The sequence below is a fragment of the Natronorubrum halobium genome, assembly GCF_051351675.1.
GTDB lineage: Archaea > Halobacteriota > Halobacteria > Halobacteriales > Natrialbaceae > Natronorubrum.
Window position 1 is genome coordinate 3,330,827 of sequence record NZ_CP195595.1, and the last position, 24,768, is coordinate 3,355,594.

The window sequence follows — 24,768 nt, forward strand, 5'->3', positions numbered from 1 at the left end:
CGAATGCAATACTAAAACTACCCTATAATCAGGAATCAGAAATACTAAGAAGGGGCGATCCATCGATCACGGTATCAGGAGTGCGGCGTCCGCTCTGAACCCGACTATGTCACTGATACTGGTACTCGACAGCCACTCGAGACGGAGGAACCGACGATGACCGGGGGAGACGAGGAGCTCGCCAAAGATCTGGGTCTAGTATCGGCACTTGCGATCGGGATCGGGACGATGGTCGGTGCGGGCATCTTCGTCCTTCCGGGCGTTGCGGCACAGGAGGCCGGACCGATCGTGGTCCTCTCGTTTATCATCGGCGGCATGATCGCCATGGTCAACGCGTTCTCGGTGAGCGAACTCGGGACGGCGATGCCCAAAGCGGGCGGCGCGTACTACTACATTAATCGCGCACTCGGCCCCCTCTTCGGTTCGATCTCCGGAATGGGTGACTGGATGGGACTCGCCTTTGCGAGTGCGTTCTACTGCATCGGCTTCGGTGGCTACCTCGCGACGCTGCTCGACGGCGTCGCGGTCCCGATACCCGTCGTGGGAAGCGTTGCGCTCTTGCCGACGATCGCCCTCGGGCCACTGGTTCTGGCAGACATCCAGATCGGTGCCCTCATCGCCGGTGTCGTCTTCGTCGGCGTCAACTACATGGGGGCAAAAGAGACTGGCGGTGTCCAAACCGCCATCGTGACGCTGTTAATCGCGATTCTGACGGTTTTCGCGATCGTCGGCTTCTTCTCGTTCGACTGGGGAACGGTCGTGGTCGACGGGAGCGTCGCCCCGCTGGGGTATACCGAGGTGCTGCCGGGCGCCGCACTCGTGTTCGTCTCCTATCTCGGCTACGCGAAGATCGCGACGATCGGCGAGGAACTCAAGAATCCCGGTCGAAACCTCCCGATCGCGATCATCGGCAGCGTCGCCATCGTGATGGTCATCTACACGATTCTCGTCGGGCTCATGGTCGGAATCATTCCGTACGATTCGATCAGCCAGAGCACGCCCATGTCCGACGTCGCTGGGGTCATCTTCGAGGGCAACCTCGGCGTGATCGGCATCACGTCGATCACGCTCGCCGCATTGCTCGCAACGGCTTCGAGCGCGAACGCGTCGATCCTCGCCTCGGCGCGGATCAACTTCGCGATGGGCCGGGACAAGATCGTCACCGACTGGTTGAACCAGATCCATCCGAAATTCGCCACGCCGTACCGATCGATCGCCGTCACCGGCGGGATGATCCTGCTGTTCATCGTCGTTCTCGGGGGCGATCTCGAGGTGCTGGCGAAGGCGGCGAGCGTGTTGCACCTCGTCGTCTACGCGCTGATCAACGTCGCGCTGATCGTCTTTCGCGAAGCGGATGTGCCGGAGTACGATCCGGACTTTACCGTTCCGTTCTACCCGATCACCCCGATTCTCGGCATGGTGCTCTCGCTGGGGCTGATCGGCTTTATGGATATGATCGAGATCGCGCTGGGCCTGGCGTTCGTTCTCGGTGCCGTCGGCTGGTACGGCATCTACGCCCGTCACGAGACCGATCGAGAGGGCGTGTTGAGCAACTACATTCTCTCGCGGCCCGAGGAGATGCCGGATGCAGCCGTCTCCGCGGCCAACGTCGCCAAACCGTCCGGAGACGGCGAGCACACCGTGGTCGTTCCGGTCTCGAACCCCCGGACGGAATCTCATCTGCTCTCGCTGGCGAGCGTCGTCGCCAAGGCGAACGACGTCGTCGTCCAGGCCGTCCACATCGTCGAAGTCCCCGACCAGACGCCGCTTCAGGAGGGATCCGAGCACATTCGGCGAATCGACGAGGAGTCCCAGCGGCTGATGACACAGGTTCGGGAGAGTACGGAGACGCTCGACGTCCCCGTCGACGTTCGAACGGTCGTCTCCCACCGTTCGTTCGAGGAAGTGTTCGACGTGGCTCGCCGCGAGAAGGCCGATACCGTCGTCATGGGCTGGGGTCCGGATCGGCCCTGGAGTGCCGGTCGTGCGGAACGGCCGCTCGACGAACTAACACACGACCTGCCGTGTGACTTCCTCGTCTTGAACGACCGCGGCCTCGAGACCGACCGCGTGCTGGTCCCGACCGCCGGCGGTCCGGACTCCGACCTCAGCGCCGAAATGGCCCGCCACATGCGCGACCAACTCGGCTCCGAGATCACGCTCCTGCACGTCGTCGACGAAGGTGGGGCGGGCGAGGGCGAGGCCTTCCTGACCGAGTGGGCGGCGGATCACGACCTCGAGGACGCCGAGATCCGCGTCGACACCTCTGCCGACGTCGAGGCCGCGATCGCGACGGCGGCCCGCGATCACTCGTTGATCATCCTCGGTGCGACCGAACGCGGACTTCTCTCACGACTGCTTCGTGGCTCGCTCGCCTACGATATCGTCAACGACGTCGACTGTTCCGTTCTGCTGGCCGAACGACCGACGAAACGATCGCTGCGAGATCGGCTCTTCGGCGGTCGATCCGGTGACGACTGATCGATCTCCGAGGGGGTCGGTCGCTCGCTGATTTTCCATCGCTTCCGTCGCCAGCCACGGTTCGTCGGTACGGTTGCACCGCACGATCTGTCGCTCGTCGATACTGTCGAGTGAGACCGCTCCCAGAGGCGTTAATCGGCAGCTTCGAACCACAGAACCCCTCAGAGAAACGGTCACCAACGCACGCCGACGTCCCGCGTTATCGCTCCAACCGCTGAATTAACGCCTGGCGGAACGTTCGCGGCGCGCGTTGCTCGCCGCGAGCCATCACGACTGTCCCGTCGCTCTCCCCGACGATCCGTTGCGGAATCGAGCCGTACAGCGCCTGCGCGACGGTGCTGCTCCCCGTCGCGCCGACGACGACGGTATCGTACTCGCCGACGGCCGCGACGAGCGTGTCGCGGACGTCGTCGGCGACGATGACCCGAGATTCGTACTCGTCGTCCGCGAGTCGCGCTTTCTCTGCGACGTCGTCGATCGTTTCCTGTCCGATAGCGTCCGGATCGATCGGAACCTCGTCCTCGCCGGCCACTTCCTCCGGCGTTGGCTGGACGTTCAACAGAGTGAGCGTGCTATCCGCGAACGCTCGTCGGAGCTCACCAGCGCGTCGAGCGGATGTCGAAGCGTGTGGCCCGCTGCCCGCGAGCGTCACGATGTTCCCCGGCGACTCGCTCGGATCCTTGATCAGCGTCACGTCACACGGCGCGCGCTCGAGGAGCGGATCGATCGTCGAGCCGAAGAGGACGTCCCGGCGGCGACGTTCGCCGGCCCACCCGAGCAGCATGTGATCCGCGCTCTCCTGGTCGATAACTGAGAGGAGCGTCTCTGCGGCGTTACGGCCGACGATCGCCCGTGTCCGGACTGCAACGTCGAGTCCCTCCGCCACGTCGCGAACGTTCTCGAGGAGGTGTCGCTGGCGCTCGACGCGTTCCTCCTCGAACTCGATCTGTGCCGGTGAGGTCTGGGGTGGGACCTCGATCACGTTGACGGCGACGAGTTCGGCCTCGCCTTCCTGGCTCGCGGCACTCGCAGCGGCGTATTTCAGGAGTGTCCGCTGAGTTTCGGGATTCGAAACGGGAACGACGACCCGGTAGGCCTCTTCTTCGAGGCCCTCCTGCTCCGCTGGGGCCACCGCCTCACCGATCAGGGTCGTCGAAATCGCCTGGTCTTTCGCGTAGAACTGGTACCAGAGGATACCGACGACGATGATCCCGAGACCGATCAACTGGACCGGCAGCGCCATCTGAAGCATGACGGCCAGACAGGCGACGAAGCCGAGCGCCGGAACGATCGGATACAGCACCGCCGGAATCCGGAAGTCCGGTTCGTACTCGTCCGGATCGGCGCGTCGCAGGACGACGACGGCCGCGTGGACGAGCGCGTACGTGATGAGGAACATGAAACTTGCCACGTCCGCGAGCGTATCGATCGGGAGCGGGCTGGCGATCAGCGCGAGGATGACGGCGCCGGTCGCGAGGATCGCGCGATACGGCGTTCGGTACTCGTTGTGGATCTTGTTGAGCCAGTTGGTGAGAATCTTGTCCCGACCCATCGCGAAGTTGACTCGAGCAGCCGAGAGGATCGACGCGTTCGCGGAGGAGATGGTCGCCAGAATCGCGCCCGTGATCATCACGAACGAGCCGACGGTGGCGAACTCGAGCGTGTAGTCTCCGAGGGCGAGAGAGCCGAACTGCCCGGCCGCCGCAGCGGCGACGTCGGCGACGGGAACGTCCGATGCAGCCAGTTCCGGCACTGGGAGCGTCCCCGTACTGACGAGCATGACGAATACATAGAGGATCGTCGGCGTGACGACGGCCGCGATCATCGAGAGCGGCAGGTTGCGACCGGGATCTTTGATCTCCTCGGCGCTGGTAGCGATCACTTCGAAGCCGATGAACGTCACGAACACCGTCCCCGCGGTCGCCGCGACGACCGGCCAACCTTCACCTTCACGGACGAACGGACTGAGCAGGTCCGTATCGATGCTCGTGAGCCCGATGGCGATAAAGACGGTAATGAGGCCGACAAGCAGGATGACGATGACGTTCTGTAACGATCCCGTCTCCTTGACGCCGCGGTAGTTGACCCCGACGAGCAGTGCGGCCATTGTCACGCCCGCGAGAATGACTGCGAACGCGTCCGACGGCTGCTTGAGCAGGTACTGCCCGAAGCCGAGCATGTAGAACGCCGTCGCGAACATCAATCCGGCCCACATGCCCCAGCCGACGATCGTCCCGAAGAAACTGCCGAGAGCGTGATTGACGTAATAATAACTTCCGCCAGCTTTCGGCATCCCGGTTGCGAGTTCGGAGAGCGACAGCGCTGCGAGCAGGGCGACGACGCCACCGATCACGAACGAGATCATGCTCGCGGGTCCCGCGGTTTCGGCGACGATTCCCGGGAGGACGAAGATCCCCGCACCGATCATCGTCCCCAGTCCGAGCGTGTAGGCCTCGAGAAAGCCCAGATCCCGCGCGAGTTCCTGATCGGACTCAGACATATACGGTCTCACCCTGTTGGCCCCAACCTCGAGACGCGGGAGTCGCCAGGGTCGAGATGGTTTTCGATTCCAGAGAGACGTTCATATACCCGGTCCTGATTCGTTCCCTCAAAATAAGTGTACTGACTTATCAGTAACCACAGACGGAACAATGCAGTATTCGAAAATTACCCGCTATTCAATTTCGGTTTCGAAAACTTCGAACGTCTCGTTCGAGAAGCCGCCTCGCGAGAGGACCGTCAGGATATCGCCGGCCTGAATCTCGCTCCCCCCCTGTGGCGTTAACACAGTGTCGTCTCGTTCAATCGAGACGACGAGGACGCCGTCCTCGAGGATTCCCTCTCGACCGGCCTGTTCGAGGGTCAACCCGGCGATCGGCGCGTCGTCGTCGACGGTGAGTTCGACGACCTCGTTCCCGCCGGCGAGGCTGATGTAGTCCGAGAACTGCTGATGGGTTTCGGTGGGGCCGAAGGGGTGGTACGCCTGAAACTGCTCGGTCCGAACGACCTTCTCGTCGTCGATGGTGACGCCGAGAGACGTCAGTTCCCGGGTAACATCGTGTAGCGATTCGACGTCGTCGCCGACGGCGAGTACGTGGAGATTCTCCTGTCCGGCCACGAACTCGCGGACGTTGACGACGCCCGTAATCGTCCGGGCCTGTTGTGCGAGTCGCGCCCGCTCTTCGATGGGCGCGGTCCCCACGTAGAGCGTGGTCAGCATCTCGTCAGCGGCGTCGAAATCGACGTTCGCGTGATAGCCGCTGATGACGCCGGCCTCTTCTAGCTGGTTGATCCGATTTCGAATCGTCGCAGGGGAAACCCCCACTTCCTCGGCGATCATCGGTGCAGACGTGTTTCGTGCGTCTCCCATGAGCGCGTGAATGATGCGCTTGTTCACATCGTCGAGCCGAATACCCATACGGAGGGGTACGACTACGGACATTGAAAGGACCGTGCTTTTCGATCAGTTATCGGGACGTATCGAGCACTCACCGTCTCTACTCGCTGATTTTCAGGATAGTAGGTTCTAGTTAAGTTGCCGACTACTGAATGCGTAGATTAGATAGGCTTATATTGTTGAATCCTGAATACTGTCAGAAGCACAAGCATGTCGAGGGACCAATGCAACGAACGGCCGATACCTATCGCGAGGGGCGACCGATGACGGACACCATCATGACACACACGGTCGTCCCGATCGCGACCGAGGACGACGCGCGAACGACGTGTGACGCACTCGAGTCGATCCTCGACGACTCAGTCGAGCGGATCACCGTCGTCCACGTCATCGAGAAGACCGAGGGCTACATGGACAAGGCGCCGCTGGAAGCGCGCCAGGAGCAGGCCGAACGGATCTTCTCGATCGTCGAGGAGCGGTTCGCCGACGGTCTACCGATCCGGCGCGAACTGCGGTACGGTACCGACGTCGTCGACGAGATCCTCGCCGCAGCGGCGGACGTCGACGCGACGGCCATCGGGTTCGCTACCCGGCCGAGCGGTCGCCTCCATCGACTGCTTTCGGGCAACGATTCGTACAGACTGATCACCGAAAGCGAACAGCCGGTCGTCGTCTTCTCGCGGCTCAATTCGGACGACGACTCGAGCGACAACTAATGGAGACTCCACAATGTATCTCGTCATCATCGGCGCAGGGAGCATCGGCTCGAATCTCATCGATCTTGCGGTCCGTGACGGCAACGACGTCGTCGTCATCGAGACCGACGAGGAGCGAGCGAACGACGTCGCCTCTGAGTACGACTGCCTCGTTCTCAACGCCGACGCGACGAAAAACGGGACGCTCAGGGACGCCGGTATCGACCGCGCGGACGCCGTCATCTCGACGACGGATATCGACGCGGTCAACATCATGGTGATGTTGCTCGCTCAGGAACACGAGGTCCCCAATCTGGTGAGCGTCGTTCACGACCCCGAGAATCTGCCCGTCTTCGAGAAGATCGGCGTCACGCTCATCGAGAATCCACAGCGACTGATCGCGGACTACCTCTATCACTCCGTTCGGTACCCCAACGTCAGCGACTTCATCGAACTCGACGACGAGACCGAACTCGTCGAACTGACGGTGACCGACGGTGCACCGATGGACGGTCAACCCCTCGAGACGGCCATCGATACGGGGTCGCTTCCCAACGGCTGTCTCGTCGTCGCGCTCAAACGTGACGAGGAGATCCGCGCTCCGAGAGGCGACACGACGATCCAGGCAGGCGACATGGTAACGGTGTTCACCGACGACACGACGCTGGCCGATGCGGTTGCGGCGTTTACCGGCGAACACCCATGAGGGTTCGGTATCCGGCGGTCGGACGAGATCTCGGCCGGATCCTGCAGGTGGTCTCGCTGATGTTGCTCGTCTCGATTCTGGTCGCCGCCGCCAACCGCGAGTTCTACACAGTCCCCGCGTTCGCCGTCTCGGCGATCGTGATGGGCGGACTCGGAATCGGACTCGCGCGTCGGTATCGACAGGTATCCGACAGCGGCCGACTCGAGGCCATGGTTACGGCAGCCGCCGCCTGGGGTGCAGTCGGCGTCCTCGGCGGCCTCCCGTTCCTGCTCATCGCGTGGACGATCGCACACGATCCGTACCCGGCGTGGGCGAACACGCCGGCGATGAACGACACCGTCGATGTCTTCCGTCACCCGCTGAACGGGATTTTCGAGAGCATCAGCGGGTTCACCAGTACGGGCCTGACGATGGCTGCGGTCGAAGAAGACCTCCCGCGGTCGCTGCACTGGTGGCGGTCCTTTACCGAGTGGATCGGCGGCGTCGGCGTCATCGTCCTCACCGTTGCGATCCTCGCTCGTCCGGGAAGCGGCTCGCTCACGCTCTTCGAGAGCGAGGCTCGCTCCGAGAAGATCCATCCGAGTATCGTCTCGACGGTCACGGAGATCTGGAAGATCTACCTCGGTATCACGATTGGCGCGATCGTCCTGTTTTTCGCCGCCGGGATGCCGCTGTGGGGAGCGATCAACCACGCGATGACGGCCATTTCGACCGGCGGATTCTCGGTTCACGCCGATTCGATCGGCCACTACGACAGCGCGGTCATCGAGTACGCGGTCGTCCCGGTGATGGTCGCGGGCAGCATCGCGTTCCCGATCCACTACCTGATCCTCAAGGGAGACCTGCGGAACGTCTACACGGACCTCCAGACTCGCTGGGTGTTCATCTGGTTTACCGCGGGATCGATCGCACTGACGGGACTCCTCTGGGCCAACGGTCAATACGCTACATTCGAGGAAACGTTCCGAACCGCGCTGTTCCAGTTCGTTTCCGCGACGTCGAACGCCGGCTTCGGGACGACCGCGATCGGTGGTGGAACCGAGCAGATCTGGTCGACCGGAACGATCCTGTTGCTCTGCTTCGGGATGCTCACCGGTGCAGCAGCCGGGTCGACGGTCGGTGGGCTCAAACTCGTCCGCGTCATCACGCTCGTCAAGGGGACGGTCTGGCAGATCAGCAGCGTCTTCGCGCCGGCCAGCGCAATCAGACGGCTCCGCCTCGGCGAGCGGACCCTCGATCAGTCACAGGCCCAGCGCGAATACACCGAAGCGGCGGTCGTCTTCGTCCTCTGGATCGCCGGACTCGTCGTCGGTGTCGCCGTCTTCCTCTGGGTGTTACCGCCGGCGTACCCCCTCGAGCACGTCATCTTCGACGTGATGAGCGCACAGAGCACCGTCGGACTGGACACGGGGATCACCGGCCCCGACATGCCGACGGCCGCCAAGGTGATGTTGCTCTTCAACATGTGGATCGGCCGCCTCGAGATCATCCCGGTTGCGGTGTTGCTGGGGGCCGTCTTCCGGCGATTCGAGCTCTACCGTTGATCGGCTCTCACAGCACCGCCGAAACTTCGTCGAGCACCGTCGCGTCGACGAAGAGCACGACGTGATCGCTCGGTTGCGGGACCGTCGTCCCGCGGGGAGTGACCAGTTCGCCGTCGCGAGAAATCGCGCCGATGACGACGCAGTCCGGCAGGTCGGCCATGGACTCCGCGATCGTCTTCCCCGTTAGGGCGCTGTCGTGACCGAGTTCGACCTCGATGACCTCGGCGCGGTCGTGCTCGAGCATCGCGATCTTCTCGGTCTGATCCGTTCGGGTAAAGCGGACGATCTCCTCGGCGGTCTCCTCGCGGGGGTTGATCGCGACGTCGATGCCGACGGTCTCGAAGAGGTCGCCGTACTCGGTGTTCTCGATGATCGCGACCGTTCGATCGACGCCGACCCGGCGGGCCAGCAGGGAGACGAGCAGGTTCTTCTCGTCGCTGTCGAGCGCGGCGATCACGATGTCGGCCTCGTCGATGTGCTCGCGTGCGAGGAAATCCGTGTCCGTCGCGTCGCTCTCCATGACGAACGTGTTGGGGAGCGCTTCGGCCATCTCGCGGGCGCGCTCGTGATCCCGTTCGATCAGCCGCGGCTCGAAGCCGTGTGCCTCGAACTCGCGTGCGGCCTGAAACCCGATCTCGCTGCCGCCGACGATGACCACGTCGTCCGCGCTCGAGGTGGTATCACAGACGGTCGCCATCGCGAACTCCTTGACCGAATTGGGGCTGCCGATGACGACGATCCGGTCCCCGGCCTGAAAGACGGTCTCACCGCGGGCGACGATCATCTCGTCGCCCCGGAAGACGCCGGCGAACGTCATCGAGTCGTACTGGTCGGCGTCCTCGACGCGCTGGCCGACGAGCGGGCTGTCCGAGCCGATATCGAACTCGGCCATCCTGACGAGGCCGCCGGCGAACATCTCGACGTCCTGCGCCTGCGGGAACCCGGAGATCCGGAAGATCGTCTGGGCGACCAGCAGGTCGGTACAGACCATGAAGTCGACGCCGAACGCGCCCTCCGATCCCTCCCACGTGTTCAACAGCGTGCGACGTCGAACGCGAGCGATGGTGAACGCATCGCTCGAACTCTTGGCCGTGCCACAGACCACGATGTTCGTCTCGTCGCTGTCGGTACACGCCACGACCAGATCCGCTCGCTCGAGGCCGGCCTCGCGCAGCGTCTCGAGTTCGGTCCCGTCGCCTTCGACGGAAAGCACGTCGAACGAGTAGGTGATATCTTCGGCGACCTCCGGATCGCGTTCGACCACGGCGACGTCGTGCGAGTCGGCGAGGTTCGAGGCGATCATCTGTCCGACCTGACCCGCACCGATGATTAGTACGTACATTGATGAATCATCCTCTGCGAGAGCATTCTTCTCTGCATGTTTCGGTGGCGAGGCGAAAGGCGTTACGACGATGAGTCGGACTGGACTCGTTCCCGTGCCGGCAGCCGTGATGGCGTCGCCGCGCGCTCAACTCCATCGGCGGGTGTGACGCGGCCGATCTCGGGGACGGCGCCGCGACGGCGTCCGGGTCCGACAGTGCGATTGCTACACGGTGTCGAACCGGATTCACGGCTACTTTCCTCGAGTATTCGTCGTCAGCAGAAGGACTGATATGCCGTCGTTGCCTTTCCGTTACTCGGAACGAGGTCCGAACCACGATGATGCTACCGACGCACGCGGTGATCGGGCTGGCGATAGCGGCGCCGCTCGTCGTTCTCCGTCCCGAAATCGCCCCAGTTGCACTCGCGGGCGCCCTCGTCGGGAGCATCCTTCCCGACCTCGATCTGTACGCCGGTCATCGACGGACGCTCCACTACCCGACGGGCTTCGCGCTCGTTGCACTCCCGGCGGTCGGGCTCGCGGTCGCGGTTTCGACGACCGTCACCGTCGGTATCGCAGCGATCGTCGCCGGCGCAGCCGTTCACTGTCGGCTGGATCGATACGGGGGCGGCCTCGAGCTCCGTCCGTGGGAGGGGACCTCCGATCGCGCGGTCTACGACCACGTGCGGGGGCGCTGGCGGCGACCGAAGCGATGGATCCGGTACGACGGGGCAGCCGAGGACCTCCTGCTGCTGGTGAGTCTCGGCGTTCCGCTGCTCGTCGCGCTCGACGATCCGTTTCGCATCGTCGTCGCCGTCGCGCTCGCCGTCGGTGTCGTCTACGCCGGACTTCGTCGGCGACTGGCGACCCTCGCTCCCGTCGTTTTCGGTTACACCCCTGACCGGCTGGAGCGACACGTCCCAGAACGGTACCGTTCGTAGCAGTCTGATTTCGACACGCTCCCCATATTAGTGATGTAAATGAATGCGGACCGCTGAAACATCACGAAATGTATACCGACGAGCGGCGAATCAGTGTCGACGACGAACCGGAGGACGTGGCTCGCACGGCTGTTCCGGAGCGGCCGATACGACTCGGTCGTCTCGTAGGTCCTCGAGCGACTGAACGAGCATCCGGATCGGGTCGCATTCCCCGTCAGCCGGAGTCGATAACGCTCGAGGGCGTCGTCGAACGGTCGGTGCGTGAGTAGGGGACTCTCGCCGGTTTCACAGCATCACCCCCTCGTCCCCACCGATCGCAGTGGTTACCCCGGCCATCGCGGTCTCGGCGCGAGAGACGGCATCGGTGAGGCTCAGAAACCCGTGTGCGAGCGACGGATAGTGACAGTGACGGGTTTCCACGCCGGCGGACTGCAGTCGGTCGGCGTACGCCACCCCTTCGGACCGGAGCACGTCGTGACCGGCGGTCGCGATCACCGCGGGCGGACAGTCCGCTAACGAGGCGGCTCGTAACGGGGCCGCGAGCGGGTCGTCGGCGTCGGCCGGGTCCGAGAGGTACTGGTCCCAGAACCACGCCATGTCCGCGCGGGAGAGCAGCGGCGCATCGGCGTGCTCTCGATACGATGGCGTCTCGAAATCGCGGTCGAGAATCGGATAGCAGAGCACCTGCACGGCCAGGGAGACGTCTCTGTCGCGGGCGCGGAGCGCGACCGCGGCGGCGAGACCACCTCCGGCGCTGGTCCCTGCGACACCGAGACGGTCGGGGTCGACGCCGATCGATTCGGCGCCGTCACGCACCCACTCGAGGGCGGCCCAGGCGTCCTCGACCGCCGCCGGGAACGGATGCTCGGGCGCCAGCCGATAGTCGACCGAGATCACCACCGCGCCGACGCGCGTCGCGAACTCCCGACAGAGGTCGTCGGCCGAGTCGAGCGTCCCGAGGACCCAGCCGCCGCCGTGGCAGAAGACCAGTGCCGGCGGGGGATCGCTCGTCTCCTCGGCCGACGCTTCGGGCCAGTAGATCCGCACCGGAACGTCACCGGCAGGGCCGTCGATACGCCGATCGGCGACCCCGTCGACGGGCGGTCCGTCTCCCGCCGAAAACGCCTCGTCTTCGACGCGCCGCGCTTTGGCGACGGACATGCTGTGCCACGAGGGAAGGGCGGCTACCCGGCCGTCCCGGAGCACGTCGGCGAACTGCGGATCCAACTCGTCGGTCGCCTCGTCGTCCATACGTCCGTCCAGTACCGAACGCCAATTAGCAGTACCGGCTCTCGCGCCGTTACGGCCGATGCGGGACGAGTACCGCGTCCGCAGTCGCAGTCGGCACGCCGAAACACTTCAGTGAGACCGACCCAACCGTCACGCATGGATTCCGACTTCGATCAGGACCGCACCCACGGCGACGGTGTCGCGTACGCCCGCGAGCGGGACGCCGAGGACCCGCTCTCGAGCTTTCGGGACCGGTTCGACGTTCCCGGCGAGCTCTATCTAGACGGGAACTCCCTCGGTCCGATATCGGACGCGGCCGAGCGGTCGCTCGAGCGAGCGGTCGAGGAGTGGCGAACCCTCGGAATCGGCGGGTGGACGGAGGCCGAACGGCCCTGGTTCTGGTACGGCGAGTCGCTAGGGGACGACCTCGCGCCGCTGGTCGGCGCCGACGAGGCGGAGGTGGTCGTCGCGAATTCGACGACGGTCAACATCCACACGCTCGTCGGAACGTTTCTGGACGCGCTGGAGGACCGCCCGCCGGGTATTCTGGTCGACGAACTCGACTTCCCGACCGACCACTACGCGCTTCGCGCGCAGTTGCGCCAGCGCGGTCACGACCCGGACGAGCACCTCCACGTCGTCGAGAGTCGGGACGGCCGAACGATTTCGGAAGCGGATATCGTCGCAGCACTGGACGAACAGGAAGTGGGCGTCGTGTTCATGCCGTCGGTGCTCTACCGGAGCGGCCAGCGACTCGATATCGAGCGCATCACCACCGCGGCCCACGAGCGGAACGTGCTCGCCGGGTTCGACCTCGCCCACTCGGTCGGCGTCGTCCCCCACGAGCTCTCGGCACACGGCGTCGACTTCGCGGTCTGGTGTAGTTACAAGTACCTCAACGCCGGGCCCGGCGCGATCGCGGGCCTGTACGTCAACGAGCGGCATCTCGGCACGACCCCGGCCCTGGCGGGCTGGTGGGGACACGAGAAGGAGACGCAGTTCGAGATGCGCGAGACCTTCACGCCCGCCGATTCGGCCGGTGCGTGGCAGATCGGGACGATCCCGGTACTCAGCGCCGCGCCCCTCGACGGAGCGCTCGAACTCGTCGACGAGGCCGGTATCGACGCGATTCGAGCCAAGTCGCTCGCGCTGACCTCGTACCTCGTACACCTTGTCGACGAGAAGGTCGCGGATCTGGACTGCTCGGTCGGGACGCCGCGGGCCCCGGAGCGGCGCGGCGGCCACGTGGCGATCGAACATCCCGAGGCGGAACGGGTTAGCCGGGCCCTCCGCGAGCGCGGGATCGTCGTCGACTTCCGCCCGCCGAACGTTATCCGCGTCAGTCCGGCGCCGCTGTACACCCGCTTCGTCGACGTCTGGGAGTTCACGGAGCAGCTCCGGGAGGTGCTCGTCGACGGCGCGTACGAGACCGTCGACGCCGACGGAACCGTGTCGTAACGAGCCGCCGTCCGTTCGGTTCCGTCCGGTAGCGACCATCGGAACAAGGAATCTCTCCGGGAGCCCCGCTATCGGTTTCGAGAACGCATATACGAGCCCGGCCACCAAGGAGTACGTATGACCGACAGCAGCGCCGCGAACGCAGGCTGGTTCGCGGACATCGACGCCGACGACCGGGAAGCGGCCGCGGCCGCGATTCGCGACGGTTCCGCCGACGAACCCCGCGACTGGCCCGCGCTCGCCCTCGAGTCGGGGTTCGCCGACGACGAGGCGATGTACTACGACGCCCTGAAAGCGGCGACGACGGCGGCGACCCGCGCCGAAGTGACCGAGCGCGAGGCGGCCGACGACCGCCAGCTCGTCCACGCCGTGCGCGCGATGGACGACTGCACCCGGACCGCGAACGAACTCGCCGAACGGCTCGCCGAGTGGGCCGGCACCGTCGATCCGGACGCCGGCACGGGCGTCGACTACGCCCGCGAACTCGCGACTCGAGAGACCGAGCCGGAACCCGGTCAGGAGCCGCTCGTCTCGCTCGCCGAGCGCGTCGCGGCGCTCGCGGACGAGGCCGACGACCTGCGGGAGTACGTCGAACGACAGACGCCGACTGTCGCGCCGAACCTCTCAGCGCTCGCCGGGCCCGTCCTCGGAGCGCGGCTGATCTCGCTGGCCGGCGGCCTCGAGGATCTCGCGAAGAAACCCAGCGGAACGGTGCAGATCCTCGGCGCCGAGGACGCCCTGTTCGCACACCTGCGAGGGCACGCGCCGTCGCCCAAACACGGCATCATCTACACCCACGACGCGGTCCGGGGCACCCACCCCGACGAGCGCGGGTCGGCGGCGCGTGCGGTCGCCGGCAAACTCGCCATCGCCGCCCGCGTCGATCACTACTCCGGCGACGTGAAGCCGGAACTCGAGGCCGAACTCGCGGAGCGGATCGAGACGATTCAGGCCCGGAGCGAGGACGGGAGCGGTGCCGGTGCTGACGAGACCGACCACGCGGGTGATTCCGATGAGTGACCTCCCCGACGGCGTCGAGCGCCGCCAGTTCGACGGCACCGAACGGCTCGCGACCCGCGGCGACCCCGTCTATGGCGAACCCACGGGCGGCGAGTGGCGCGCCTGGAATCCGAACCGCTCGAAGCTCGGGGCGATGCTCGACCTCGAGATGGACACCGGCCTCGAAGGCGGCGAAACGGTGCTCTACCTCGGCGCGGCCAGCGGGACGACCGTGAGCCACGTCGCGGACTTTGCCGGATCGACCTACGCCGTCGAGTTCGCCGCACGGCCGACCAGGGATCTGCTCGAGGCCGCCGACTCGCGGCCGCGGCTCTTTCCCTTGCTCGCGGACGCTCGGAAACCCGAGACCTACGCCCACGTCGTCGAATCGGACGTCGACGTGATCGTGCAGGACGTGGCGACGCGGGGGCAAGCGAGGGTGGCGCTCGAGAACGCGCAGTTCCTCGCTGACGACGGTCGACTCCTGCTGGCCGTCAAGGCCCGGAGCGAGGACGTCACCCGCGACCCCGATGACGTCTTCGACGACGTTCGGGCCGAACTCGAGGACGGCTACGAGGTGCTCGAGTCGAAGCGACTCGAGGAGTATCACACGGATCACCTCGGAATCGTCGCTCGTCCGCGATAGACCGACCGGGAACGGCGTTTTCGGCGCTTCACCTCCCCCTCGGTAACAAATATAAGGGCATTTGTGGGATAGTATCACGGTATGTCGGAACACCCCACGATAGGCGACACCCTCGAGCAGACGGTCGACCGCCACCCCGACCGCGACGCGATCATCTATCCGCGCAAGGACCAGCGGTGGACCTACGCCGAGTTCGACGAGCGCGTGAATCGGCTGGCCAACGCGCTGCTCGAGAGCGGAATCGAGAAGGGAGACCGCGTCGCGACGGTGCTGTACAACGGCTCGGAGATGGCGCTCACCGTCTACGCCTGCGCGAAGATCGGGGCCGTCTTCACCCCGCTGAACTTCCGGCTTCCGGCGGGCGAAATCGAGTACATCGTCGACGACGCCGCGGCCGAACTGCTGGTGTTCGAATCGGCGACGAAAGACGCCGTGGAGGGCGCGCGGCCGGCCCTCGAGACCGTCGACGACTACGTCTACATCGACGACGACGTGCCGGAGTACGCGACGGGTTTCTACGAGCTACTCGAGTCGGGCTCCGACGAGCGACCCGACGTGCGCGTCGCGGAGGACGACGTCTACGCCTTCATCTACACCTCGGGGACGACGGGCCGTCCGAAGGGCGTGGTCCACGAGCACCGGAACATGGTCGAACACAACCTCATCTGTATCGCGGAGGGGCGGATGACTCGCGACGACGTCGGCCTGTCGATCATGCCGCTGTATCACTGCGCCGAACTCCACTGCAACCTGTTCCCGCGGGTGCACCGCGGTGCGGCGAACGTCATCCACCACGAGTTCGAACCGCAGGCGGCCCTCGAGGCGGTCGCGGAGCACGACGTCACGCTCCTCTTCGCCGCACCGACGGCCTGGAACGCGCTGTCGATGACCGCGGCCGAACTGGACGTCGACGTTTCGTCGCTCCGACTCGGGATGTACGGCGCCGCACCGATGCCCGAGCAGGTGCTCGAGAACTGTCGGGAGCACCTCTGCGAGGACTACCTCCAGGCGTACGGGATGACCGAGATCGGCCCCGCCGGCGTCTTCCAGCCGCCGGAGGACCAGCTCTCGAAGCAGGGCTCCGCCGGCGTGGCCGCGCTCAACCACGAAGTGCGCGTGATCGAACCCGACGGGGACCCCGACCAGGAGGTCGCCGACGGCGAGATCGGCGAGATCCTGATCGCCAGCCCGTGTACGATGCGCGAGTACTGGAACCGACCGGAGGCGACCGAGCGGTCCTTACGGGAGGCTGACGGGACCACGTGGTACTACACCGGCGATCTGGGCCGATTCGACGACGACGGCTACCTCTACGTCGTCGACCGGAAGGACGATATGATCGTCTCCGGCGGCGAGAACATCTATCCGGCCGAGGTCGAGGACGTGCTGTTCTCCCACGACGCGGTCGAGGAAGCGGCCGTCCTCGGCGAACCCGACGACGAGTGGGGCGAACTGGTCGTCGCGTACGTCGTCGCCGACGGCGTCTCCGCCGAGGAGTTGGACTCGTTCGCCCTCGAGAGCGACCACCTCGCCGACTTCAAACGACCGCGGGCGTACTACTTCGTCGACGAACTCCCCAAGAACCCCAGCGGGAAGATCCAGAAGTTCAAACTCCGGGAGGACGAGGCGGACGTCGATCCCGAGGCCGAGACCGTCGCGTCCTGAACGTCATCGACGGCGGCTCCGGCTATCGCTCTCGGAGTCTGCCGTACACCGACTCGGCGAGGCGCGGAAACGCCAGGATCGAGACGACCGAGACGACGAACGCGACGCCGAGCGAGAGCGGCGCGACGTCGAGGACGTCGGCGAGCCACACCCCACCGAAGACGGCGAGGGACAGCGCGAGATTGTAGTAGACGAACCGGAGGACGAGCAACGACGGCGTGACAGCCACCCAGCCGAGCGTATCGGTGGCCAGCGGCCTGATCCAGCCGCCGCGGATCGCCGTTCCGACGGCGACCATCGTCGTCCACGCGAGGAGGCCGGCGGCGGTCGCGTCGTAGATTCCCGGTCCGGGTGCCGCCATGATCGCGAACAGCGTCGGGAGTGCGAGGATCGAGATATCGCCGAAGACGTGACTGCAGTCGTGCAGAGCCCGGCCGAAGCCGCTCTTCTTGGCACGCGAGAGTTTGCCGAGGCCGTACCAAGTGCGGCGCGTGGCGCTGTTGGCCGGTCGCGTCTGGCGTCCGGGATTGCGGTCTCGGCGCCGATCACGGCCCATGCAACCAGATACCACGACGCCGCCTATAAGTACTGCCGTCCGAACGTCTTCCCGCCTGTTGTGAGGCGGTGGGAATCGCTGGTGCCCGTAATCGTCCCTCGAGCCAGCCATCGAAAAGAAAGGTCCGGGTGCGAGAATTGAACTACGCGTCTCAGTCGAAACGGACTGAAGGATGGCCACTACCCCAACCCGGACACAGTGATACTACAGTTCTTGCTACCACGGTGTCGGTGTTATAACTCCGGACGCTCTTCACACCGTGCGAATTTCGGTAAGTATTGACGGAGATGCGTCTGCTCCGTGCTCGTTTTTGCGTTCGAACCACGGTATTTGAGTGGGAGGTTTTCGCAATACCCCGCGATGAGCATCGTGAGAACCGTCAGCAACGGCGCGAAGATGAATGCGTCCGATAGGTGACGTCGCACCAGCCGACTCGAGAACTCGCCGAGTCCGGTGAAGAAGCCGCGCACCATCCCTTTCTCGTTCGACGCCCCACTCATGTTCTCCCTCCGACCGCCTGCCAGCGTCCGGCGCGGCGGTCGCGTTCGCTGACCGGTCGCCGTGGCGGACCGTTGGTCCGTCGTACCATAGTTAGCTAACAGGAGCCAGAACCAGACAGATAAGTGACGTTCCAAAAATAATTGAGATCGACACGAGAACTGATGTGTACGTCGTCCTCACCCGATTTCGGTTAAACCGATCCCTGACATATCGGTGATGCGAATCGCTGTCGGACGATCGTTCGAGTGTGGATCATCCATCGACACGAGTCGATCCGACGCTCGTCGCCACGCCGCCGAGTCCAAACGGTATTTACCACCGCGGGCGAAAACGGGAGACGATGGAACGCGGGTCCCGGGATTCGTTTACGCGCATGGGCACGCTGGGGATCGAAGAGGAGTGTTTCGTCGTCGACGAAACGGGCCGTCCCACGAGCGGCACCGACGAACTCGTCTACGAACACGATCCGCCCGAAATTCTCGCGGACCGACTCGACCACGAACTGTTCAAGTTCGTGATCGAGACGCAGACGCCGCTGATCGAGGATCCGAGCGACGCGCGGGAGTCGCTGCTCGAGATCCGACGGGCGCTGGTCGACCACGCCACCGAACACGGCTACCGGATCGCCGCCGCCGGCCTGCATCCGCTGGCGAAGTGGCGCGAACTCGAGCACGCCGAGAAGCCCCGCTACCGGTCGCAACTCGACCGCATTCAGTACCCACAGCACCGGAACACCACCGCGGGCGTCCACGTCCACGTCGGCGTCGACGACGCGGACAAGGCGGTCTGGATCGCCAACGAACTGCGTTGGTACGTGCCGATCATGCTCGCGCTCTCCGCGAATTCGCCGTACTGGAACGGCTTCGACACGGGCCTCCAGTCCGCGCGCGCGAAGATTTTCGAGGCGTTGCCGAACACGGGGATGCCGACCTACTTCGAGGATTACGAGGCGTTCGACCGGTTCGAGCGCCGGATGCTCGAGACGAACTCGATCGAGGACCGCGGCGAACTCTGGTACGACGTCCGTCCGCACACGGCCCACGGGACGGTCGAACTGCGCACACCGGACGGACAGGCCGATCCGGATATCGTGCTCGCGTTCGTCGAGTACGCCCACGCGCTCGTCGAGGAACTCGCCGCGGCGTACGAGGACGGCGCGTCCGGCTACGCCCGCGATCACCGCCGCGAACTGTTAGACGAGAACAAGTGGCGCGCGATCCGCCACGGGCAGGCGGCCTCGCTCATCAGTCGCGATCTCGAGGAGACGATCGACCTGGGCGAACTCGTCGACCGCGAGTGCGAACGCCTCGGTATCGACGGAATCAGACGCGTCTACGAACGCGAGAGCGGGGCCCGCCGACAGCGGCGATTACTCGAAGAATCCGGGCCTGACGCCCTCTGTGAGTCGATACTGCTCGAAGCCGAGTGAACGGGTTCGACCCCCGCAAAGGTTTACTTCCGTGCGAGGCGTTGCCTTTGACGAGACAACAGATGGCTTCAGACGACACTGACGAGCACCGGGTAGACGACGGGAGCGACGAACAGCATCGAAACGAACGTGACGAAGACTATGACCTGACTGACGTAGACGTATTCGTGAACGACGAGAGCGACGGCGACGGCGTCCGAACGGTGGCCGTCGAGGAGGTCGACCAGCGAATCGTCGATCTGCTCTCGTGGATCCTCGATACGGAGACGCGGGCGAAGATCTACGTCCACCTGCTGGCGAAACCCGGCAGCACCTCCGAAGAGGTCGCGAAGGGGACCGGCCTCTACCCGAGTACGGTCCGCGAAGCGCTGGCGGAACTCCACGACGAGGACCGCGTGACCCGGGAGAAACGCGCGAGCGAGGGGGCGGGGAACAACCCCTACGAGTATACGGCGATCCAGCCGAGCGAACTCGTCGGCGGGATCGTCGATCAGGTTCAGCAGGAACTGAACACCATCTTCACGCTCGATCGCGTCCTCGATCGGCGCGACGAGTCGGAACCGAGTCTCGAGGGGGACGCCGAACCGGTAACGATCACCGTCGACGACACCGAGCCGCCCGAAGTCGGCACGCTGGGCGATACCGATGGTGACGATGCCGACGACGATGCCGACGAGACGACGACGCCCGAGACGGACGTCGAACTCCTCGAGGACGACGCCGACGAGTCGAGTTCGGACGACGGACAGTAAGGCTCGAGCCGTCGTCGAGTCGACTGCACCGTGCTCGCTGTCGTCTCCAGTCGCTGTCCACCCGTTTTCGGACTTCAGTGCTCCAGTCTCAGTCGTCGAGCCCCAGCACCGCCGGCCGCTCGAGTTCCAGGTCGGCGTCGACGGCTCGTGCGGTCGTCGTCGGCCAGCGGTCCGTCGACGTCAGCGGCTCAATTTCGTCGTCGTCGACGAGGACGGTCCCCTCGCTTTTGGCCCCCTGTACGGTCGGATTCCACGCGTAGGCCATCGGTGTCGCGACCGACGCCTCGTGGTCGGGGGTCGCGATCCACTCCCGGCCGGCGAAGCCGGCGGCACCGCCCTGATGGTGGCGTTCCCACTCGCCGTCGTAGCCGAGCGCGTCGTAGGCGTTCTGGATCGCTTCGAAGACGTCCCCGGCCGTTCCGCCCTCGGTCGCCGCCGCCTGCGTCGCTGCGAGCGCAGTCGTCTCGACGCGGGCCGCGGTCGCGTGTCTGTCCTCGAGCCACGACGGCGGATCGAAGGCGACGGTGCGGGTACAACTCGCGTGGAGGCCGGCGCGCTGGGTCGTCACCGAGACCAGCGCGTAGCCGCCCAACTCGGCCTCGGTGGGCGTGTAGTGGCGGTACTGCTGGGCGCGCTCGGCGCCGCCGACGAGCACGACGGGCGCCTCGATGTCGCGCGCCGAGAGGGCGACCCGCAGCGCCGACGCGACCTCGTGTTCGCTGTCCTCGGCCCGGAGTTCTCGACAGACCGATTCGACGGCCGAGGCCGTCTCCCCGCTCAGTTGTCGGTACCGCTCGATATCGCGTTCGGTCAGCGGCTGCCGAAGCGCCGTCGGATCGACGCGCTCGAGTCCCGGAACGTCGATATCGGCGGCGGCCCGCTCGTCGTCCGCGACACGGGCCGCGACGGCCTCGCCGAGCGAGGCGGTGTGCCAGGAGAACTGCTCGAGCGAGACGTCTTCGCCCTCGAGATCGGGGAGTTCCTCCGCAGCGATTCGATCCGCTTCGATGTTGTTCGTCACGATTCGCACGTCCGCCCCGTCGTAGCCGACGGCGGCGACGCCGGCGTCCGTCTCGCGGTCAACGACGTTGTTCCCGCCGGTCAGCCAGGCGAAGGCGTTCGGTCGGGCGAACCAGACCGCGTCGAGGTCGGTGGACTCGAGGTAGCGCTCGAGTCGCTCGCGTTTGTTCATATCTGGTGCTGGCACGGGCGACGCTTGAATGCGACGAACGCGAAGCCGTCGGTCGTGATGAGCGTTCGAAACGCAGGTGACGAGATCGTGGCCCTCCTCCGCCCAGTCGGTCGATTCCAGCGCAGTAAGAACGACTCGGGCAACATAAGTAGAGCTGGTCCTAATCACCGTCCGAACGCCCGTGTCGACCGATAGCCACACTTCCCGTCCGGTAGTTCGTCCGCTGATCGAACGGTTCGGCTTTCCCCAGCTACTCGCGACGACGCTCGTACTGGTCGCAGCGACGATCCTGCTCGGCGTCGCCGCGAAGGCGACCGGCTCGGGACTGGCCTGCGAGCAGAACTGGCCGCTCTGTGACGCCGGGCCATACAACGCGTTCCCGGCTAATCTTCCGAGTTTCTACGAGTGGTTCCACCGGTTCGTCGCCATGTTCGCCGGCCTCGCGATCATCGGGACCGCGGCCGCCGCCTGGCGACTCCCCGACGTCGACCGTCGCGTCGCCGTGCTCGTGGTCATGGGCGCGATCCTGACGCCGATTCAGGTCGTCCTCGGCCGCGAGACCGTCACGCAGTACACGATGGATATCCTGCAACTGCACTTCTGGACCGCCGTCCTCATCTTCGTCCTGTTCGTCGTGGCGACCGTGCTCGTCTGGGCGCCGCGGCTGACGGCGGGCCACGTCACCGGCGCGCTCGCACTCGGTGCCCTGTCGCTCCCCTTCCACGTCGCCCTCAGCCCGTTCGCGCTCGGCGACATCACGTCCTACGGGCCGTCGATGCAGATGGCCCAGTACGGCGTCACGCTCGCGCTGTTAGCCACCGTTATCGTCGCCGTGATGATCGGTCGCCGTCGGTTCCAGAACGGGCGACTGACGGGCCTGCTGAGCGCCACGGCGGGGCTCACGCTCGTCGTCGTCTTCCTCGGCCGTCAGGCCGTCAACCCGGCGTTCGACTACGTCTACCTCGCCACCGCTGCACTGCTCTTCCTGACGCTCGTCGTCGGTAGCTCTCTGAGCCGCTCCGCTCCGACCGAGGCGCACGGGCGCCCACGTTAGCTCTTCGCCGGTCGGTTTCGTGACGTGCGGGGTCGTGTTTCGATCAGCCGAGTGTGACCACGATGACCGTCGCGACGATACCCACCCCGGCACCGAGTCCCAGCAGGGCGTAGTTCGCGAGCGGGTTCGCCGCCTTCGTTAGTTCGAGCGTGTAGTGTCGCCTCGAGACGGGCCAGAACGGCCGGATTCCCATCGGCGTGAGCGCGTCCGCGAGGAGGTGCGAGGTGATCGAGAGCGCGCCGACGACGAACGCGAAGGCGGCGAAGCCGACGTCGGCGAGAGCCGAGGGGGCGTCGATGAACAGTGCGGTGACGGCGGCGAGTCCGGCGCCGACGAGGAGCGCGAACCCCACGGAATGGGTCGGGCCGCGGTGCTCGAGAGTCGGAATTCGATGGTCGCAGTCGGGGAGCGTCGAGAGGGAAACGCAGGCGAGTGCGCCGACGATAGCCGCCGTCTCGTGGCCCGCGAGGCCGACGACGGTCCCGAGTGGGGCGTACGCGAACAGCGCGGCCCCGTAGTGACCGACCTGATACATTGTCCAACGGGATTAGCTTCCGGGCAATAAACACATCGCAATCGACGTGGAATATCGGAATTTCAACCCAACCGATAGAACGGGTAATCCGCCCACGCAGCCACGTTCCCGACGAAGAGCGCCGCGGTAGTCGGACGCCGGCGACCGCTGGACCTTTTTCGTCTCCGCGCGAACGTCCGGGTATGCGAACTAGTCTCAACGTCCCCGAGGAGATGCTGGCCGAGTTCGACCGGACCTGGAAGGCGGAGGGTCTGGACTCTCGCTCGCGCGCACTCCGGGAGGCGATCCAGGAATACGTCGAATCCCACCACCGGTTAGAACGGGCACGCGGAACGGTTGCGGCGACGGTCGTCTTCGACTACGTTCACGAGGCGATCATCGAGGAACTCCACGAGATTCAACACGAGTTCCAGTCCGAGATCGACACGACCTGTCACGTCCACCACGGAGAGTGGTGTCTCGAGGCCGTCTTCTGTCACGGATCGGCCGAACGCATCCGTTCGTTCGTCTATCACCTGAAGGACTTCGACGCCGTCGGTCGCGTCTCGGTGACGTTGTTGCGTGCGGATTCGACGGCCGTCAACGAGCAGGGATACTGACGGCCGTCGACGTTCGATCCTATCCCCGCCGTTCGATGTCGCGGAACTCGGTTCTAGGATCGTCTCGTTCCCCTCAGCCGTCCGATCCGATGCTACCCCACCCGAAACTACGTCCGGTTCTCGCGGCCGAATACGCACCACGACTTAAACTACTTCGATATCCAACCGGCCAATTATTGTAAGCGCCTGTGGATGTTCCACCGAACGACTCCTCCATGTCCCGTGACATTCGGCGGTTACCAACGACGCAATCGACGAAGTCGAATCGACTCCGAGGGACGAATCGCCGCGGTCCCCGCGCCCCATCGCTCGAGAGGACGCGCGTGGAATGAGTATCATCGCGACAGTCGTCGTTCCGGCGGCGGAGTTCCCGCTCGGCTCGCTCTCCGAACTGGACGAGGACGTGACGCTGACCGTCGAACCGACGGTTCCCACGAGCGAATCGGTCGTCCCGTACTTCTGGGCTCCCGCATCCGTCGCGGACGCGGTCGTCGACGCCCTCGAGTACGAGCCGGTCGTCGCGACCGCTTCGATCGTCGACGAGACGGACGAGCACGTCCTCGTCAAGGTCACGTGGAACGACCGGGTCAACGGTATCCTCGAGTCGATTCGCGAGCGCGACGCGATCGTCACGAGCGCCGTCGGGACCGACACGGAGTGGACGTTTCGGCTGCGGTTTCCCTCCTACGAGGATCTCTCCGGGTTCTACACGAACTGTGTCGATCAGGGGATCTCGATGGAACTCGTCCAGTTACACGAGACGGTCAGTTCCGGCACCAGTCGCGAGTTCGGACTGACGACGGCCCAGCGAGAGTTGATCACTGCCGCCTACCGTGCGGGCTACTTCGACGTCCCGCGGCGGACGACGCTCGTCGAACTGGGGCAGCAACTCGGGGTCTCCGACTCGGCCGTCTCACAGCGGCTCCGCCGCGGCCTCGCGGCGTTGATCGGTTCGACGATCGCCGCGGATCAGTCGTCGGAGGGGAACGAGGCGTCGACCACGCTCGAGTACGGATTCGATACCGAACTGGAGACGGATCAGTAGCACGCGTTGCAGTGGGATCGTC

At 65.1% G+C, this 24,768-nt stretch carries 21 protein-coding genes; 14 read left to right on the forward strand and 7 right to left on the reverse strand.

The genetic code is table 11. The features are described from left to right. Window positions 1-156: 156 nt before the first annotated feature. A complete protein-coding gene (locus ACSFC7_RS16520; RefSeq protein ID WP_436343919.1) occupies window positions 157-2,481 on the forward strand; it encodes an amino acid permease in 2,325 nt (774 codons plus the stop codon). 199 nt (window positions 2,482-2,680) lie between these two features. Here ACSFC7_RS16520 and ACSFC7_RS16525 read toward each other — a convergent pair whose 3' ends face one another. After that, entirely contained in the window at window positions 2,681-4,981 is a 2,301-nt protein-coding gene (locus ACSFC7_RS16525; protein ID WP_436343920.1) for an amino acid permease, read from the reverse strand. A 174-nt stretch (window positions 4,982-5,155) separates the two neighbouring features. After that, window positions 5,156-5,899, reverse strand: coding sequence for a winged helix-turn-helix transcriptional regulator (locus ACSFC7_RS16530; RefSeq protein ID WP_436343921.1), 744 nt, complete (start codon window positions 5,897-5,899; stop codon window positions 5,156-5,158). Window positions 5,900-6,102: 203 nt separating this feature from the next. Between ACSFC7_RS16530 and ACSFC7_RS16535 the strand changes: the two genes are divergently transcribed. From ACSFC7_RS16535 to ACSFC7_RS16545, 3 genes are read left to right on the forward strand one after another with little or no spacing between them, the layout of a single operon-like run. Further along, window positions 6,103-6,594: a universal stress protein gene (locus tag ACSFC7_RS16535; RefSeq protein ID WP_436343922.1), complete on the forward strand. Its 492-nt coding sequence runs from the start codon at window positions 6,103-6,105 to the stop codon at window positions 6,592-6,594. A 13-nt stretch (window positions 6,595-6,607) separates the two neighbouring features. Further along, window positions 6,608-7,279 (forward strand): potassium channel family protein, encoded by a 672-nt coding sequence (locus ACSFC7_RS16540; protein WP_436343923.1) that lies wholly within the window; start codon window positions 6,608-6,610, stop codon window positions 7,277-7,279. Then, a complete protein-coding gene (locus tag ACSFC7_RS16545) occupies window positions 7,276-8,823 on the forward strand; it encodes a TrkH family potassium uptake protein (protein WP_436343924.1) in 1,548 nt (515 codons plus the stop codon). Before ACSFC7_RS16540 ends, ACSFC7_RS16545 begins: the two co-directional genes overlap by 4 nt. A gap of 7 nt (window positions 8,824-8,830) precedes the next feature. Here ACSFC7_RS16545 and trkA read toward each other — a convergent pair whose 3' ends face one another. Beyond that, window positions 8,831-10,165 (reverse strand): Trk system potassium transporter TrkA, encoded by a 1,335-nt coding sequence (gene trkA, locus ACSFC7_RS16550; protein WP_436343925.1) that lies wholly within the window; start codon window positions 10,163-10,165, stop codon window positions 8,831-8,833. Between the two features lie 317 nt (window positions 10,166-10,482). Here trkA and ACSFC7_RS16555 point away from each other — a divergent pair, with 317 nt between their 5' ends. Then, a complete protein-coding gene (locus tag ACSFC7_RS16555) occupies window positions 10,483-11,085 on the forward strand; it encodes a metal-dependent hydrolase (protein ID WP_436343926.1) in 603 nt (200 codons plus the stop codon). 285 nt (window positions 11,086-11,370) lie between these two features. Here ACSFC7_RS16555 and ACSFC7_RS16560 read toward each other — a convergent pair whose 3' ends face one another. Further along, window positions 11,371-12,336 (reverse strand): alpha/beta hydrolase, encoded by a 966-nt coding sequence (locus tag ACSFC7_RS16560; RefSeq protein ID WP_436343927.1) that lies wholly within the window; start codon window positions 12,334-12,336, stop codon window positions 11,371-11,373. Between the two features lie 135 nt (window positions 12,337-12,471). Here ACSFC7_RS16560 and kynU point away from each other — a divergent pair, with 135 nt between their 5' ends. The 4 genes from kynU (at window position 12,472) to ACSFC7_RS16580 (ending at window position 17,083) form a co-directional block, all read left to right on the forward strand. Further along, window positions 12,472-13,773, forward strand: coding sequence for a kynureninase (gene kynU, locus ACSFC7_RS16565; protein WP_436343928.1), 1,302 nt, complete (start codon window positions 12,472-12,474; stop codon window positions 13,771-13,773). 117 nt (window positions 13,774-13,890) lie between these two features. After that, window positions 13,891-14,793, forward strand: coding sequence for an NOP5/NOP56 family protein (locus tag ACSFC7_RS16570; RefSeq protein ID WP_436343929.1), 903 nt, complete (start codon window positions 13,891-13,893; stop codon window positions 14,791-14,793). After that, on the forward strand, window positions 14,786-15,418 hold the full coding sequence (locus tag ACSFC7_RS16575) for a fibrillarin-like rRNA/tRNA 2'-O-methyltransferase (protein WP_436343930.1): 633 nt from the start codon (window positions 14,786-14,788) through the stop codon (window positions 15,416-15,418). The genes ACSFC7_RS16570 and ACSFC7_RS16575 overlap by 8 nt, the downstream gene beginning before the upstream one ends. A gap of 81 nt (window positions 15,419-15,499) precedes the next feature. Next, window positions 15,500-17,083 carry a fatty acid--CoA ligase gene (locus ACSFC7_RS16580; protein WP_436343931.1) on the forward strand — a complete coding sequence of 528 codons (1,584 nt, stop codon included), beginning with the start codon at window positions 15,500-15,502 and terminating at the stop codon, window positions 17,081-17,083. Between the two features lie 22 nt (window positions 17,084-17,105). Here the strand turns inward: ACSFC7_RS16580 and ACSFC7_RS16585 are convergent, their stop codons facing one another. Continuing rightward, window positions 17,106-17,639: a hypothetical protein gene (locus ACSFC7_RS16585; protein ID WP_436343932.1), complete on the reverse strand. Its 534-nt coding sequence runs from the start codon at window positions 17,637-17,639 to the stop codon at window positions 17,106-17,108. Window positions 17,640-18,480: 841 nt separating this feature from the next. On the opposite strand from ACSFC7_RS16585, the gene ACSFC7_RS16590 reads away from it, so the two are divergent. Together ACSFC7_RS16590 and ACSFC7_RS16595 are read left to right on the forward strand one after the other, a co-directional pair. Continuing rightward, on the forward strand, window positions 18,481-19,569 hold the full coding sequence (locus tag ACSFC7_RS16590) for a glutamate--cysteine ligase (protein WP_436343933.1): 1,089 nt from the start codon (window positions 18,481-18,483) through the stop codon (window positions 19,567-19,569). A 62-nt stretch (window positions 19,570-19,631) separates the two neighbouring features. Continuing rightward, on the forward strand, window positions 19,632-20,321 hold the full coding sequence (locus ACSFC7_RS16595) for a helix-turn-helix domain-containing protein (protein ID WP_436343934.1): 690 nt from the start codon (window positions 19,632-19,634) through the stop codon (window positions 20,319-20,321). Window positions 20,322-20,409: 88 nt separating this feature from the next. On the opposite strand, the gene ACSFC7_RS16600 is transcribed toward ACSFC7_RS16595, so the two are convergent. After that, window positions 20,410-21,513 carry a M24 family metallopeptidase gene (locus ACSFC7_RS16600; RefSeq protein WP_436347975.1) on the reverse strand — a complete coding sequence of 368 codons (1,104 nt, stop codon included), beginning with the start codon at window positions 21,511-21,513 and terminating at the stop codon, window positions 20,410-20,412. Between the two features lie 181 nt (window positions 21,514-21,694). Here ACSFC7_RS16600 and ACSFC7_RS16605 point away from each other — a divergent pair, with 181 nt between their 5' ends. Next, a complete protein-coding gene (locus tag ACSFC7_RS16605) occupies window positions 21,695-22,567 on the forward strand; it encodes a cytochrome oxidase assembly protein (RefSeq protein WP_436343935.1) in 873 nt (290 codons plus the stop codon). A gap of 43 nt (window positions 22,568-22,610) precedes the next feature. On the opposite strand, the gene ACSFC7_RS16610 is transcribed toward ACSFC7_RS16605, so the two are convergent. Beyond that, the gene (locus ACSFC7_RS16610; RefSeq protein ID WP_436343936.1) at window positions 22,611-23,102 is read right to left on the reverse strand and encodes a metal-dependent hydrolase; all 492 of its coding nucleotides are present in this window, start codon (window positions 23,100-23,102) and stop codon (window positions 22,611-22,613) included. Window positions 23,103-23,284: 182 nt separating this feature from the next. Here ACSFC7_RS16610 and ACSFC7_RS16615 point away from each other — a divergent pair, with 182 nt between their 5' ends. Both ACSFC7_RS16615 and ACSFC7_RS16620 read left to right on the forward strand, forming a co-directional pair. Continuing rightward, window positions 23,285-23,701: a CopG family ribbon-helix-helix protein gene (locus ACSFC7_RS16615; protein ID WP_436343937.1), complete on the forward strand. Its 417-nt coding sequence runs from the start codon at window positions 23,285-23,287 to the stop codon at window positions 23,699-23,701. 328 nt (window positions 23,702-24,029) lie between these two features. Continuing rightward, window positions 24,030-24,746, forward strand: coding sequence for a helix-turn-helix domain-containing protein (locus ACSFC7_RS16620; RefSeq protein WP_436343938.1), 717 nt, complete (start codon window positions 24,030-24,032; stop codon window positions 24,744-24,746). Window positions 24,747-24,768: the final 22 nt, after the last annotated feature.